Annotated in this window: 14 protein-coding genes; 11 read left to right on the top strand and 3 right to left on the bottom strand. The window is 45.8% G+C overall.

Annotation, left to right across the window (positions count from 1 at the left end):
* The first annotated feature begins 58 nt into the window (after window positions 1–58).
* The 5 genes from rpsA (at window position 59) to pyrF (ending at window position 4,253) form a co-directional block, all read left to right on the top strand.
* Entirely contained in the window at window positions 59–1,729 is a 1,671-nt protein-coding gene (gene rpsA, locus DRW07_RS07980) for a 30S ribosomal protein S1 (RefSeq protein WP_124027349.1), read from the top strand.
* Between the two features lie 92 nt (window positions 1,730–1,821).
* Complete coding sequence (gene ihfB, locus DRW07_RS07975; protein WP_124027348.1) at window positions 1,822–2,112, top strand: integration host factor subunit beta; 291 nt, start codon at window positions 1,822–1,824, stop codon at window positions 2,110–2,112.
* Window positions 2,113–2,131: 19 nt separating this feature from the next.
* On the top strand, window positions 2,132–2,389 hold the full coding sequence (locus DRW07_RS07970) for a lipopolysaccharide assembly protein LapA domain-containing protein (protein ID WP_240630540.1): 258 nt from the start codon (window positions 2,132–2,134) through the stop codon (window positions 2,387–2,389).
* Window positions 2,390–3,559, top strand: coding sequence for a lipopolysaccharide assembly protein LapB (gene lapB, locus DRW07_RS07965; RefSeq protein WP_124027347.1), 1,170 nt, complete (start codon window positions 2,390–2,392; stop codon window positions 3,557–3,559).
* 1 nt (window position 3,560) lies between these two features.
* On the top strand, window positions 3,561–4,253 hold the full coding sequence (gene pyrF, locus DRW07_RS07960; protein ID WP_124027346.1) for an orotidine-5'-phosphate decarboxylase: 693 nt from the start codon (window positions 3,561–3,563) through the stop codon (window positions 4,251–4,253).
* On the opposite strand, the gene DRW07_RS07955 is transcribed toward pyrF, so the two are convergent.
* Window positions 4,250–6,145 (bottom strand): propionyl-CoA synthetase, encoded by a 1,896-nt coding sequence (locus tag DRW07_RS07955; protein ID WP_124027345.1) that lies wholly within the window; start codon window positions 6,143–6,145, stop codon window positions 4,250–4,252. The two genes, pyrF and DRW07_RS07955, sit on opposite strands and share 4 nt — an antisense overlap.
* Before the next feature lie 128 nt (window positions 6,146–6,273).
* Window positions 6,274–7,404 carry an alanine dehydrogenase gene (gene ald, locus DRW07_RS07950; RefSeq protein ID WP_124027344.1) on the bottom strand — a complete coding sequence of 377 codons (1,131 nt, stop codon included), beginning with the start codon at window positions 7,402–7,404 and terminating at the stop codon, window positions 6,274–6,276.
* Between the two features lie 125 nt (window positions 7,405–7,529).
* On the opposite strand from ald, the gene lrp reads away from it, so the two are divergent.
* From lrp to serS, 6 genes are all read left to right on the top strand, one after another.
* Window positions 7,530–8,009 carry a leucine-responsive transcriptional regulator Lrp gene (gene lrp, locus DRW07_RS07945; protein WP_124027343.1) on the top strand — a complete coding sequence of 160 codons (480 nt, stop codon included), beginning with the start codon at window positions 7,530–7,532 and terminating at the stop codon, window positions 8,007–8,009.
* Between the two features lie 102 nt (window positions 8,010–8,111).
* Complete coding sequence (locus DRW07_RS18565; RefSeq protein WP_124027581.1) at window positions 8,112–10,487, top strand: DNA translocase FtsK; 2,376 nt, start codon at window positions 8,112–8,114, stop codon at window positions 10,485–10,487.
* Between the two features lie 4 nt (window positions 10,488–10,491).
* Window positions 10,492–11,136, top strand: coding sequence for an outer membrane lipoprotein periplasmic chaperone LolA (gene lolA, locus DRW07_RS07935; protein WP_165870447.1), 645 nt, complete (start codon window positions 10,492–10,494; stop codon window positions 11,134–11,136).
* Window positions 11,137–11,180: 44 nt separating this feature from the next.
* On the top strand, window positions 11,181–12,446 hold the full coding sequence (locus DRW07_RS07930) for a replication-associated recombination protein A (protein ID WP_124027341.1): 1,266 nt from the start codon (window positions 11,181–11,183) through the stop codon (window positions 12,444–12,446).
* Entirely contained in the window at window positions 12,443–12,826 is a 384-nt protein-coding gene (crcB, locus tag DRW07_RS07925) for a fluoride efflux transporter CrcB (protein ID WP_124027340.1), read from the top strand. The genes DRW07_RS07930 and crcB overlap by 4 nt, the downstream gene beginning before the upstream one ends.
* 10 nt (window positions 12,827–12,836) lie before the next feature.
* A complete protein-coding gene (serS, locus tag DRW07_RS07920) occupies window positions 12,837–14,135 on the top strand; it encodes a serine--tRNA ligase (protein WP_124027339.1) in 1,299 nt (432 codons plus the stop codon).
* A 3-nt stretch (window positions 14,136–14,138) separates the two neighbouring features.
* Here serS and DRW07_RS07915 read toward each other — a convergent pair whose 3' ends face one another.
* Complete coding sequence (locus tag DRW07_RS07915; RefSeq protein WP_124027338.1) at window positions 14,139–14,480, bottom strand: TusE/DsrC/DsvC family sulfur relay protein; 342 nt, start codon at window positions 14,478–14,480, stop codon at window positions 14,139–14,141.

The raw sequence follows: 14,480 nt of genomic DNA, 5'->3' as shown, positions 1-14,480 counted from the left end.
AATAACAACCCCACGCATTCAGGAAGAGATCGTGGATAGTAACCAGTAAATTAATTATATGACTGAAAATTTTGCACAACTTTTTGAAGAAAGCTTACAAGAACTAGAAACTCGTCCTGGTTCAATTGTTAAAGGTACTGTAGTTTCTATCGACAAAGACATCGTTCTTGTTGATGCGGGGCTTAAATCAGAAAGTGCGATCCCTGCGGATCAATTCAAAAATGCCGAAGGCGAGCTAGAAATTTCCGTAGGCGATGCTGTTGATGTAGCACTTGATGCAGTAGAAGACGGCTTCGGTGAAACCATCCTTTCTCGTGAAAAAGCGAAGCGCCATGAAGCGTGGGTTGAGCTTGAAAAAGCATACGAAGAGAAAGAAACCATCAAAGGTGTTATTAACGGTAAAGTTAAAGGCGGTTTCACTGTTGAAGTAAACAGTGTTCGCGCATTCTTGCCTGGTTCGTTGGTTGACGTTCGCCCAGTTCGCGACACGACCCACCTAGAAGGCAAAGAGCTTGAGTTTAAAGTAATCAAGCTGGACGCTAAGCGCAACAACGTGGTTGTTTCTCGTCGTGCAGTTATCGAAGCTGAGAGCAGCGCAGAGCGTGACACACTTCTTGCTAACCTTGAAGAAGGCCATGAAGTTAAAGGTATCGTTAAAAACCTTACTGACTACGGTGCATTCGTTGATCTTGGCGGTGTAGACGGTCTACTTCACATCACTGATATGGCTTGGAAGCGTGTTAAGCACCCAAGTGAAATCGTGAATGTTGGTGATGAAATCAACGTTAAAGTATTGAAGTTCGACAAAGAGAAGCAACGCGTTTCTCTTGGTATGAAGCAAATGGGCAACGATCCTTGGCAAGAAATTGCTAACCGTTATCCAGAAGGCACTAAGATCAACGGTCAGGTTACTAACCTTACTGATTACGGTTGTTTCGTTGAAATTGAAGATGGTGTTGAAGGTCTTGTTCACGTTTCTGAAATGGACTGGACAAACAAAAATATCCACCCATCGAAAGTGGTTAACTTGGGTGACACTGTTGATGTTATGGTGCTTGAGATTGACGAAGAACGTCGTCGTATATCTCTTGGCCTTAAGCAGTGCATCGACAACCCTTGGGAAACGTTTGCTAAGTCTTACGAAAAAGGCGACAAGGTATCTGGTAAGATCAAGTCAATCACTGATTTTGGTATCTTTATTGGCCTTGACGGCGGCATTGACGGATTGGTTCATTTGTCTGACATTTCTTGGAACAAAACTGGTGAAGAAGCCGTTCGTGATTACAAGAAAGGCGACGAAATCTCTGCAGTTGTACTTCAAGTCGACCCAGAGCGTGAGCGTATCTCTCTAGGCGTGAAACAAATTGAAGAAGATCCTTTCAATAAGTATCTGACAGATAACAAGAAAGGTGCTATTGTTTCTGGTACAGTGACCGCAGTTGATGCGAAAGGCATTACTGTTAACCTAGCTGAAGAAGTTGACGGCTACGTACGTGTTGGTGATTTGTCACGCGACCGTGTAGAAGACGCTTCTGAAGTGGTATCTGTTGGTGAAGCACTTGAAGCTAAGCTTATGGGTGTTGACCGTAAGAACCGCGTGGTTAACTTGTCAGTCAAGGCGAAAGATCAAGCCGATGAGCAAGAAGCGCTTGATAAAGTAAATCAGCAAGATGATGCTGGATTTGCTAACGCAATGGCTGAAGCTTTCAAAGCAGCTAAAGGCGAGTAATCGTTAAATGGCAGGCGGCAAATGCTGTCTGCCATCCTCTCTCGCTCTGTCGGTCCTGAAATTGTATGCTCAATTCTCCGATGGGGTAAATCATGACAAAGTCCGAACTTATCGAGCAACTCACAGAGCTTATGCATCATGCACAGGCCAGAGATGTTGAAATAGCAGTAAAAGAGTTATTAGAACAGATGGCGCAAACCTTACAAAAGGGCGAACGCATCGAGATTCGTGGTTTTGGTAGTTTTTCTCTTCATTATCGTGCGCCTAGAACCGGAAGAAACCCCAAAACAGGTGAAACGGTAGAATTAGAGGGTAAGTATGTTCCTCATTTTAAACCTGGTAAAGAACTCAGAGACAGAGTAAATGAAAGTCTCACTCGGTAAATGACGAAGGAAAAAGAACGTGAGACGACTTGTTTTAACCTTAATAGTCATTGTGTTATTGGTATTGGCTCTGATGGTAGGTTTTTTGAATGAAGGCCTGATTACCGTTAATTACCTATTGGCTCAAGCAACGATCCGCGTTTCGACATTTATTACGATAGTGCTTGGTGGGGGTATAGTAATCGGTTTAGCATTGCTATTACCCGCTTATTTACGAGTCAGGATGCAATTGGCATCACTAAGACAAAAACACAACCAAGCAGAATCTTCATCTTAAATGTTAGAACTCCTGTTTTTGTTGTTGCCCGTTGCGGCTGGTTACGGTTGGGTAATGGGCCGAAACAGTGTCAGACAGGCGCAACGCAAGCAATCCAGTATTTTATCGCGGCACTACTATAAAGGGCTAAACTTCCTCCTTTCCGATCAACCCGATAAAGCGGTTGATACGCTAATCAAAATGATAAACCTGAATTCGGATACCGTAGAGACGCATATTGCTATGGGGAACTTTTTTCGCCACCGCGGAGAAATAGATCGGGCTATCAAAGTGCACCAAAACCTGGTGAGTCGTGAAGAGTTGTCATCTACACAGCGTGAGACGGCACTAAAAGAGTTAGGGTTGGATTATAATCAGGCGGGGTTTTTAGAGCGGGCGGAAAATGCGTTTTTAAAACTCCTGCAAAGTGACAAACACCGCGCAGCCGCGCAATCACAATTGTTCAGTATTTATCAGACAACGAAGGAATGGCGTAAAGCCATACAACTGGCAGAGTCTGCGGTCAGTACGAACGTCGATAACCAGGATATCACTACAAGACTTGCCCATTTTTATTGTGAATTGTCGCAACAGTTACTTGAGGAAGGAAAAGACAGTGAAGCCTTGCAGCATTTACAAAAGGCAGTAAATGCCGACGATAATGCAGTGAGGCCTTGGCTTTTGCTGGCCCACTACGCCGTGGCTAATCAGTCACTCGACGAAGCGAATCAATATTTGGAAGAGGTTGCACGTCGAGATAAAACCTGGATTTCAGAAGCTATCTATGTGTTGGTGAATATTGCTGAGCGAACCGATAGTTGGCAGGTGTTAGACGCGTTTCTTGAACAACATTGGCAACAGTGTGGGTCTTCAATTCTAGCAAAAACGAATGTGCTGGCGCATCAGCAGGGTAAACATGAGGCGGCTGAGTACTTGGTCGAGCAACTCCGTTTACACCCCACCATGAAAGGCTTTAAAGCCCTAATGGATCTATATATCAACTTGGAAGGCGAAAATATCTCCTCTGATAGCCTGACAATGCTCAAATCATTAGTTGAAAAACAAATTACGTTGCGCCCCAGATACCGCTGCACTAGCTGTGGTTTTTCGGGTAAAAAATTATACTGGCTTTGTCCGTCCTGTAAAAAGTGGGGTGTGGTGAAGCCAATTAAAGGTTTAGATGGAGAATAGTATGCAAGACCCAAGAGTTATCGTCGCCCTTGATTTTGATGACGACTCAAAGGCAATGGCGTTAGTGGAGCAACTGGAGCCAACCCAATGCAAACTCAAAGTCGGCAAAGAAATGTTTACTTTATTTGGGCCTGGTTTCGTGCAGAAACTGGTGGACCTTGGTTTTGACGTCTTTCTTGATTTAAAATTTCATGATATACCCAATACAGTTGCTAAGGCCTGTAAGGCGGCTGCTGAGCTTGGGGTATGGATGGTTAACGTGCATGCCTCTGGTGGTAATAAGATGATGCAAGCGGCAAAGGAGGCCATTTTGTCAAGTAAGCATCCGACAACTAAATTGACCGCTGTGACAGTACTAACCAGTATGGATGCTGCACAATTAGGTGATGTGGTACCTAACACTGAACCTGAGCAGCAAGTTATGAAATTGGCGAAGCTTGCCAAACAGGCTGGCGTAGATGGAGTAGTGTGTTCTGCTAAAGAAGCCAGAATGCTGAGGCAAGAAATCGGCGAGGATTTCTTACTGGTGACGCCAGGCATACGGCCAGAAGGAAGTGAGGCCGGTGATCAAATTCGTATTATGACGCCAAGTCGCGCCATGGAGGCTGGCGTGAGCTACATGGTCATTGGCAGACCTATAACCCAGTCTGAGAATCCTCTTCATGCGTTACAGGCCATAAATAATAGTCTTTAGCTGTTTTTGACCAGGCCTCTTTGATTCATTACCTGTTGAATCTCCGTGACACATGACGGATCGTCGATGGTAGAAGGAATATTCACTTCTTGGCCATCGGCGATTTGGCGCAACAACTTTCTTAATATTTTTCCCGAACGAGTTTTAGGAAGGCGTGGTACGATAATCGAACGTTTTAGACAGGCTAGGGGACCAATTTCTTTTCTGATCATAGCCACCAGCTCTTTTTGCAATTCTTCTTCATCGATATTTATACCGTCTTTAAGTAACGTCAGCCCTATTGGAACCTCTCCTTTGAGAGCGTCATGGACACCAATAACACTGCACTCAGCAACGGCGTGGTGTGAGGCGAGTACTTCTTCCATTTCGCCGGTCGATAACCGGTGACCCGCTACGTTAATGACATCGTCTGTTCTGCCCATGATAAAAAGATAGCCGTCATCGTCTATATAACCACCATCACCACTACAATAGTAACCAGGATAAGTGGTGAGATAGCCGTCAACAAAGCGTTCATGATCACCCCATACAGTAGGCAAACACGAAGGGGGTAAAGGCAGCTTTATTGCAATGGCGCCTTGTTCATTTGGGCCCAGTCGCTGGCCTTGACTATCCAGTATCTGAACATCAAATCCGGGAACAGGTACTGTTGATGAGCCCGCTTTTACTGGTAACGCTTCAAGCCCTGTGGGGTTTGCACAAATAGCCCACCCGGTTTCTGTTTGCCACCAATGGTCAACAACCGGTTTACCTGTCTTTTCTGTTGTCCATTCGTAGGTAGGCGGATCAAGCCGTTCTCCAGCCATAAAAATACAGCGAAGGCTATCAAGTGAATAGTTAGCCAGTGCGTTAGCATCAGGATCTTCTTTTCTCACTGCTCTGAATGCAGTAGGAGCGGCAAAAAGTGCGTTTACTTTATACTCGTCTACAACGCGCCAAAATGCGCCAGCGTCTGGTGTTCTCACTGGTTTGCCTTCATAAACAAGGGTTGTACATCCATAGATCAGCGGCCCATACACAATATAAGAGTGACCCACTACCCAGCCAACATCGGACGCGGCCCAAAAAACTTCACCAGGCGACATATTATAGATGGTCTTCATAGAATAATTTAAGGCAACCGCATGGCCACCATTGTCTCTGACAACACCTTTAGGCTTTCCTGTGGTGCCGGAGGTGTAAAGAATATAAAGTGGGTCGGTAGCTTTAACGCTGGTACACGTTTGTGGCTCTGCATCTTGAACAGCGGTTTGCCAGTCTAGATCTCTGCCTTCTTGCAAAGAGGCTTTACACTCTGGTCGCTGCAGAACGACGACACGTTCAACGCTATGTGTAGCTAGATTAATGGCTTCATCAACCATAGGTTTGTATTCAATAACCCGATTAACCTCGATACCACATGACGCTGATACCACGACTTTTGGGCTTGCATCGTCTATTCTTACTGCGAGCTCACTGGCCGAGAAACCACCAAAAACAACTGAATGAATGGCACCCAAACGGGCACAGGCTAGCATGGCGACGACGGCTTCGGGGATCATTGGCATGTAAATGACAACTCTGTCGCCTTTGGCAACGCCATTTTTTGCCAATACGCCGGCGAACAATGAGACCTGCTGTTGCAGTTGTAAGAAGGTGATTTTGCCTTTCTTTCCCGTTACGGGCGAATCATAAATAATGGCAACTTGTTCGCCGAGACCCAGCTCGACGTGACGATCGACCGCTAGATAACAGGTATTGAGTTCCCCATCAGCAAACCACCTAGCAATGCCATTTTCATCATGACTTAAGATGGTTTCAGGGGCTTTAAACCAGGCAATCTTGCTGGCTTGCTGCTTCCAAAATGTCTGTGGATCTTCTGTTGCTGCTGAATATTCTTCTTGATATGCCATAATTTCGGACCCGAAAAACAATGATTTAACCTGTTCGGGATACTAGTCGAAAAAATCGTCAAGTGTTATTAGACTTATGGCGTAGATGATAGACGGGGCCAGTCTATTACTGGCCCTTTATAAGACGATTAGGCGTTAAGTGCTGCCGCAGCCTCAACGTAATTAAGGTTGAGTGTTTCACCTAAAGCATCGACAACAGCTTTGTATGTCACCATGCCCTTGTGAACGTTCAACCCATTTAGTAAGTGGGGATCGTCCAACATGGCTTGTTTTGGTCCCTTGTTTGCCAGTGCCAAACCAAATGGCAAAGTGGCATTGTTGAGAGCCATTGTAGAAGTGCGCGCCACACCGCCTGGCATATTAGCAACACAGTAATGTACGACGTCGTCAACAATGTAAATTGGGTCTTGGTGAGTCGTCGCTTTTGATGTCTCAAAGCAGCCACCCTGGTCAATAGCGACGTCAACCAACACCGAGCCTGGTTTCATAGCGCTGATCTGTTGCCTGTTTAACAACTTCGGTGCTGCAGCACCAGGAATAAGCACGGCACCAACGACTAAATCGGCTTTTGATGAGTAGTGTTCAATTGCATCAACGGTAGAAAATACGGTTTTAACCTGGCCAGCGAAAATATCATCCAACTGTCGAAGGCGGGGCAAAGAACGGTCAAGCAGGGTAACGTCTGCGCCCAGGCCAAGCGCCATCTTGGCCGCGTTTGTGCCTACTACACCACCACCGATGATGAGTACTTTGCCTGGCGCAACGCCTGGAACACCACCCAATAAAGTACCAGAGCCACCGTGTGCTTTTTCCAAAAAGTGTGCGCCAGCCTGAACAGACATGCGACCAGCCACTTCACTCATAGGTGCCAATAAAGGAAGCCCACCTTGTTTATCAGTAACCGTTTCATAGGCAATACAAGTTGCACCAGATTTGACCAATAATTCAGTTTGAGTAGGGTCAGGCGCCAAGTGCAAGTATGTATATAGCGTTTGTCCTTCTCGTAGCATTTTACATTCGTTGGGTTGGGGCTCTTTTACCTTTACAATCATCTCGGCTTCAGCAAAAACGGTTTCAGCGTTTTCAACAATCTTTGCGCCTGCTTCAATGTAAAGCTCGTCGGTAAAACCAATCGCAGCACCCGCATTGGTTTCAACCAATACTGAGTGGCCATGACTACAAAACTCTTTAACCGCAGCTGGGGTTAGGCCAACCCGGTACTCATGGTTTTTTATTTCTTTAGGTACACCAACTAACATAAAATTCTCTCGTGTAGGGGAAAAATAAGTGCCTAAGTATAGCCAAGCAGGGAGCACACTTCTTACTGTATTTTCACTTTTAGCAGTGTAATATATGGTAAATATTAAAAAGTGCAGAATATCGTATGCTAGTAAAAACGCCCAAACACCTCGATAAAATAGATCGAAACATCCTTGATACGCTGCAAAAAAACGGCAAGATATCAAACGTGGACCTCGCTAAGACGGTTGGATTAAGTGCAAGTCCGTGCCTAGAGAGAGTAAAGCGGCTTGAGGAGCAGGGTTATATTCTAGGTTATCATGCTGCCTTGAACCCGAATAAACTAGGTGCAGCCATGTTGGTGTTTGTCGAAATTACTCTGGAAAAAACCTCTCCGGATGTTTTTGCAGACTTCTCCGCTGCAGTTCAGCAACAGCATGACATTCAGGAATGCCATCTGGTATCCGGTGATTTTGATTTTTTGATAAAAACACGTGTTGCAGACATGTCGAGTTATCGCAAATTACTCGGTGACACGCTATTGCGTCTGCCCGGTGTAAATGCGTCCAGAACTTATGTTGTTATGGAAGAGGTGAAAAGCACGCAGCGTGTGCGGATTTTGTGATAGTCTTTAGCAATATAAAAAACTAAAACACGACCATTCATATAGATAGGTTGGGGAACAACAGTGCGACTAAACGGCATTCAAAGGCTCAAAGAAGCAGGCATGATGCTGGCCTGCGCGTTTGCTTTTTTTCTTCTTTTAGCATTATCTTCTTTTCATCCCGGTGATCCAGGTTGGAGCCAGGCCGGATTGCAAACTCAGGTGTATAACTGGGTAGGTGTGACAGGCGCGTGGTTAGCTGACTTATTGTATGTGAGCCTGGGGTACCTTGCTTTTACAGTGCCTTTTGCACTCGCGGCAGTATCGTGGTTTGTCTTTCAGCATGTAAAGTCACTCAGTGATATTGACTATCTTTCGATTGGGCTACGGCTAATTGGTGTTGTACTTGTTGTAACGGGTGCAACTGGCATTGCCAGTATAAATTTTGATGATTATTACAGTTTTTCAGCTGGCGGCTTAGCCGGCGACTTAATTAGCTCAGCGCTTATTCCGTACTTCAACGTTGCAGGTACCATTTTATTACTGTTGTGCTTTTTATGCACCGGTTTCACCTTGGTCACAGGCATTTCCTGGATAACCATCGTCGATAGTCTGGGGGCAGGTGTTATCTGGCTGTTCAGTGGTGTTTGGCGAAACAGTGACACCCTGCACGAGTTGGCGTCGCCCTTTAAACGTTTGATGCCGGCTAAGTCAGCACAAGTACATGATGATAGTAAAGAAGTACGTGCTGAGACAGTAACAGCTAGCAAAGAAAACGTTGCCGTCGAAGATGACCCTGTCGATTTTGGTATCCCAGAGGCCATTTTTGAGCCAGATGAAAAAGTGGAGCCCATCTTTACACTGCCCGAAGATGAAAAACCGCCTTTTGTTGCAACGGAATCCGCAGTAACGCCACAGAAAAAGTCGGTAAAACAAGGCCTAACATCGACCATTAGCCAACTAAGAGAAAAAGTTAAGGCTGACGCGCCTCCAGAGCCTGAAGGTGAGATGCCTTCGTTTGAATTGCTAGAGCGGGCCAATAAGCGCGAAAACCCGATCACTCAAGAAGAATTAGACGCCGTATCCAGACTTGTAGAAGAAAAGCTGGCCGACTTTAATATAGAAGCTGAAGTTGTGGGCGTTTACCCAGGTCCTGTGATCACCCGGTTTGAATTAGATTTGGCCCCTGGTGTGAAGGTGTCAAAGATAACCACGCTATCAAAAGATTTGGCGAGGGCAATGTCAGCGATATCTGTTCGTGTGGTAGAAGTCATCCCCGGAAAGTCTGTTATTGGCTTAGAGCTTCCGAATAAGCACAGAGAAATGGTTAGGTTAAGTGAAGTGATCTCCTGCGAGAAATTCACAGGTAATTCATCACCTTTAACCATGGTATTAGGGGCTGATATCAGTGGCAAACCTGTGGTTGTTGACTTAGCTAAGATGCCGCATTTATTGGTAGCGGGTACTACAGGTTCCGGTAAGTCAGTGGGGGTTAATGTGATGATCCTCAGTCTGCTTTATAAGTCTACACCTGAAGATGTGCGTATGATCATGATCGATCCCAAAATGCTTGAGCTGTCTGTGTATGAGGGAATTCCACATTTGCTTGCAGAAGTGGTAACCGATATGAAAGAGGCTGCCAACGCATTGCGGTGGTGTGTGGGAGAAATGGAACGACGGTATCGGTTAATGTCTGCATTAGGTGTGCGCAACCTCAAAGGTTACAACGCTAAGGTTGCTGAGGCGATTGCCAATGGCGAACCCATTAAAGACCCACTGTGGAACGCAAACGAGAGCATGGAAGAAGAGGCGCCCGACCTAGCGAAGTTGCCTAGTATCGTAGTCGTAGTCGACGAGTTTGCTGACATGATGATGATAGTGGGTAAAAAAGTAGAGGAACTTATCGCTCGTATCGCTCAAAAAGCCCGTGCAGCAGGTATACACCTGGTTTTGGCGACGCAGCGACCTTCCGTGGATGTTATTACGGGTTTAATAAAAGCTAACATTCCTACCCGTATTGCTTTTCAGGTATCCAGTAAAATTGATTCTCGCACCATTTTAGACCAACAGGGGGCAGAGGCGCTGTTGGGGATGGGGGATATGTTGTACCTCCCACCTGGTAACCCAGTTCCTACTCGCGTGCACGGAGCCTTCGTTGACGACCATGAAGTGCACGCTGTTGTGGCTGATTGGAAGCTGCGTGGAGAGCCTGAATACATCGATGAAATTCTAAATGGAGAGGCGACAGCCGAAGTCCTTTTACCTGGTGAACAGGCTGAGTCCAACGGCGATGAAGAGTACGATGCCTTCTTTGATGAAGCGGTGGCGTTTGTAACAGAAAGTCGCAGAGCGTCAGTGTCAAGTGTGCAACGAAAATTCAGAATTGGTTACAATCGCGCGGCTCGCTTAGTCGAACAAATGGAACAAAGTGGTGTCGTAAGTCCTGCAGGGCATAATGGCGCCCGTGAAGTATTGGCGCCACCGCCGCCAAAGGAGTAGTGGAATGTTAACTCGCGTCATTGTTTTAATTGGAATAGGCTTATTTCCATATAGCGTAAGTGCAGAGTCATTGTCGGGGAAAGCTAAACTGCAAGCCAAACTTGCTGATTTGGTGTCGTTTTCGGCGCAATTCGAACAAACAATTCTAGATGAAGACGAAGTACTTGATGTTTCAACAGGTAACTTGGTTTTACAAAGACCCAATAAGATGCGTTGGGAGACGGTTTCCCCTGAAGAGAATTTAATCATTGCTGATGGTCAAAGTATTTGGAACATCGACAGTTTTGTTGAGCAAGTCACCGTTTTTCCTCAGCAGGATACGGTGAGAAACAACCCTATAATGCTGCTTACCGCGCAAGATGAGACAGCGTGGGATAAGTTTACTGTCGTAGAGTTGGCAGTAGCACCTTCTCAAATGAAAGTTGAATATGACACTGTATTTGAAGTGTCTGCTTTGGATCAGGACGCACAAATATCGGTATTGAAACTGCGTTTTAAAGATGATCTTTTGGTTGGGCTAAAAACCATAGACTCACAGCAACAGGTGAGTGATATGACTTTTTCTGCTATTACAATCAATAAACCTATTGCTGAGCGTACATTTAGTACTGATTTTCCCGCACATTTCACGGTAGATGATCAACGTTGACCTTGTTTAAAGACAATCCAGCTTTCCAACCATTGGCCGCTAGAATGCGGCCAACTTCTTTGTCAGATTATATTGGGCAAGAACACTTACTTGCGCCAGACAAGCCTCTTCACAAAATGATGATAGCCGGTGATTGTCATAGTATGATTTTGTGGGGGCCTCCGGGCACGGGAAAAACCACGCTGGCCAGTCTTATCTGCCAATATGCCAAAGCAAGCATGATCACTTTGTCAGCCGTAACGTCCGGTGTAAAAGACATCAGAGCAGCCATTGAACAAGCTCAGGCCTCTAGACAAGTGCAAACTCGTACGCTGTTATTTGTGGATGAAGTACACCGTTTTAATAAAAGTCAGCAGGACGCCTTTTTACCGTTTGTGGAAGACGGCACAGTGACTTTTATCGGTGCAACCACTGAAAACCCGTCTTTTTCGCTGAATAAGGCCTTGTTGTCCCGCGCAAGGGTTTACGTCTTACAGTCACTCCAAGCGCCACATATCGAAGCACTGGTTAAACATGCACTGACTCATGATGCAGACCTTGCTGAAAAAAGTATTGAACTGGGCCCAAATACAATCAACGTGCTTGTGAAAACAGCTGCTGGTGATGCTAGAAGGGCACTGATGACGCTGGAATTGGCCTGTGATCTAGTGGCGCCTGGGCAAACGCTGTTACCCGCGCATATTGTAGAAGCAAGTGGTGAGAAAATAGCGGCGTACGACAATCATGGTGATGAGTTTTACGATCTGATTTCTGCATTTCATAAATCAGTTCGGGGGTCAGATCCTGATGCGGCGTTGTTTTGGTATGCCAGAATTCTCGAAGGCGGGGGTGATCCACTCTATGTGGCTCGGCGATTATTGGCTATTGTAAGCGAAGATATCGGTAATGCAGACCCTAACGCCATGCAAATCGCGTTAAACGCCTGGGATATTTTTCATCGCGTTGGACCCGCTGAGGGGGAAAGGGCGATTGCTCAAGCCACCGTTTATTGTTCACTTGCTCCCAAAAGCAATGCAGTTTATCGGGCTTTCGCCATGGCTAAACAAGCGGCTAAAAACTTTTCTGATTCGCCCGTGCCTAACCACCTTCGCAATGCACCAACCAAACTAATGAAGCAACTACAAATAGGGAAGGACTATCGCTATGCGCACAATGAACCAGGTGCGTATGCGGCTGGTGAGCACTATTTGCCGGATGAAGTCATACTTGAACCCATGTATGTGCCAAATGAACGAGGTTTCGAAAAAAAATTGAAAGAAAAGCTGGCATATTTACGTGAGCTAGACCGTCAAGCAGAGAATAAAACATGACTTATTCGTGGCAAGCGTATCTGTTTGTGGCACTAGGCGGGAGCTTAGGCGCTGTTTTGCGTTTTTACTTGTCAAATTTGAGTGATTCTCTGTTTGGCAAACACTTTCCATTTGGTACACTTGCGGTCAATGTAATTGGTGCATTTTTTATCGCCGTTGTTTATGGCCTTATTGAACGAGAATCCCTCGACCCTATGCCTTATCGTTTCTTAGTCGGTGTGGGGTTATTAGGTGCATTTACAACGTTTTCAACCTTTTCAATAGAGACCCTGGCATTACTGCAAAACGGGTTATGGATGAAAGCGGCGATGAATGTGGCATTAAATGTTTTTGTTTGCTTATTTGCAGCCTACATAGGCATGCAACTGTTTAAAGGATAAAAAATCATCCATGTTGGACCAGAAGTTTTTGCGTAACGATATAGAGACCACAGCAGCGCGTTTGGCTGCGCGTGGTTTTACTTTGGACATAGATACATACAACGCGTTAGAAGAAAAACGCAAGTCCTTGCAAACGAAAACACAAGAACTGCAAAACGAACGTAATGTTCGAAGTAAATCTATTGGTAAAGCAAAAGCCCAAGGCCAAGATATAGGGCCTTTGCTCGCCGAAGTGGGTAATTTAGGTGAGCAGCTAGACGAGGCTAAACAGGCCTTGTCCGTCATTATGGCTGAGATGGAAACCTTTTTGCAGGGTATTCCAAACTTACCGCATGAGTCTGTGCCCGTTGGTAAAGACGAAAGTGAGAATGTTGAAGTGCTCACATGGGGCACGCCGAAAGCATTCGACTTTGATGTAAAAGACCATGTGGATGTGGCCCATGGTTTAGATAACGGCGCAGACTTTGAAGCCTCTGCCAAACTGACCGGCAGCCGGTTTGTAGTGATGCGGGGCCAGGTTGCTCGGCTGCACCGGGCGTTAGCGCAATTTATGCTAGACACGCATGTACAAGAACATGGTTACGATGAAATGTACGTGCCTTATCTGGTTAATGAAGCCAGTCTATATGGTACAGGTCAGCTTCCCAAGTTTGGTCATGATTTGTTTCATACCAAGCCGGCCACTGAAGAGGGGCAGGGGCTGTCTTTGATCCCAACTGCTGAAGTGCCGCTAACCAACCTGGTAAGAGACGAAATTTTGTCAGCGGATTCTCTGCCACTGAAAATGACAGCGCATACGCCCTGTTTTAGAAGTGAAGCAGGCTCTTATGGGCGTGATACCCGAGGACTAATCAGGCAGCATCAATTTGAGAAAGTAGAACTGGTACAAATTGTTAAGCCGGAAGACAGCTTTGATGCTCTCGACGCGTTAACAGGTCATGCGGAAACTATCTTGCAAAAGCTGGCATTGCCCTATCGTAAAGTGGTGCTATGTACGGGCGATATGGGCTTTGGAGCCTGCAAAACCTATGACCTTGAAGTATGGTTACCAGCACAAAACGCTTATCGTGAAATCTCTTCTTGTTCTAACATGTTTGATTTTCAGGCCAGACGCATGCAAGCCCGTTTCAGACGGCATGAAGGTGAAAAGCCTGAGCTTGTGCACACCCTCAATGGCTCTGGGTTAGCCGTAGGACGTACTTTGGTTGCTGTACTAGAAAATGGTCAGCAAGCAGATGGTAGCGTGGTTGTGCCAGAAGTACTGGCGCCTTATATGGGCGGTAAAACGACACTTTGCCCATCTAAGTAAGATTTACAGACATTTGGCAGGTTTGGGTAAACCTGCCAGTTTTGTTGCCTGCTTAGCCGGTCCTGCTGGAAATAAACGGTGTAAATAGCGGCTATTACCTTTTTCAGGGCCAAACGATATTTTCATTGCTTTTACCAATGCTCTTATCGCCGGACTCGTTTCGTAGTCTAGGTAAAACTGGCGCACAAACCTGATTAGCTCCCAATGTGCTTCAGTAAGGTCAATATTCTCTTTTTCCGCCAGCAGAGGCACTAAGCCTTCTTCCCATAAAGTGTAATCAAGCAGATAACCTTCTTTATCTAACGCTATGCTATTGCCATTGTAAGCCAGTGTGTTTTCGCTCAT

Source organism: Paralteromonas sediminis, from assembly GCF_003820355.1.
Lineage (GTDB): Bacteria > Pseudomonadota > Gammaproteobacteria > Enterobacterales > Alteromonadaceae > Alteromonas_F > Alteromonas_F sediminis.
Note: the sequence above shows the minus strand (reverse complement) of the source record. Positions and strands in the feature narration are given on the sequence as shown.

Coding starts and splice junctions, on each gene's coding strand:
- rpsA (WP_124027349.1), top strand. CDS start 59: ATGACTGAAAATTTTGCACAACTTTTTGAAGAAAGCTTACAAGAACTA.
- ihfB (WP_124027348.1), top strand. CDS start 1,822: ATGACAAAGTCCGAACTTATCGAGCAACTCACAGAGCTTATGCATCAT.
- lapB (WP_124027347.1), top strand. CDS start 2,390: ATGTTAGAACTCCTGTTTTTGTTGTTGCCCGTTGCGGCTGGTTACGGT.
- pyrF (WP_124027346.1), top strand. CDS start 3,561: ATGCAAGACCCAAGAGTTATCGTCGCCCTTGATTTTGATGACGACTCA.
- DRW07_RS07955 (WP_124027345.1), bottom strand. CDS start 6,145: ATGGCATATCAAGAAGAATATTCAGCAGCAACAGAAGATCCACAGACA.
- ald (WP_124027344.1), bottom strand. CDS start 7,404: ATGTTAGTTGGTGTACCTAAAGAAATAAAAAACCATGAGTACCGGGTT.
- lrp (WP_124027343.1), top strand. CDS start 7,530: ATGCTAGTAAAAACGCCCAAACACCTCGATAAAATAGATCGAAACATC.
- DRW07_RS18565 (WP_124027581.1), top strand. CDS start 8,112: ATGATGCTGGCCTGCGCGTTTGCTTTTTTTCTTCTTTTAGCATTATCT.
- lolA (WP_165870447.1), top strand. CDS start 10,492: ATGTTAACTCGCGTCATTGTTTTAATTGGAATAGGCTTATTTCCATAT.
- DRW07_RS07930 (WP_124027341.1), top strand. CDS start 11,181: ATGCGGCCAACTTCTTTGTCAGATTATATTGGGCAAGAACACTTACTT.
- crcB (WP_124027340.1), top strand. CDS start 12,443: ATGACTTATTCGTGGCAAGCGTATCTGTTTGTGGCACTAGGCGGGAGC.
- serS (WP_124027339.1), top strand. CDS start 12,837: ATGTTGGACCAGAAGTTTTTGCGTAACGATATAGAGACCACAGCAGCG.
- DRW07_RS07915 (WP_124027338.1), bottom strand. CDS start 14,480: ATGAGCGAAAACACACTGGCTTACAATGGCAATAGCATAGCGTTAGAT.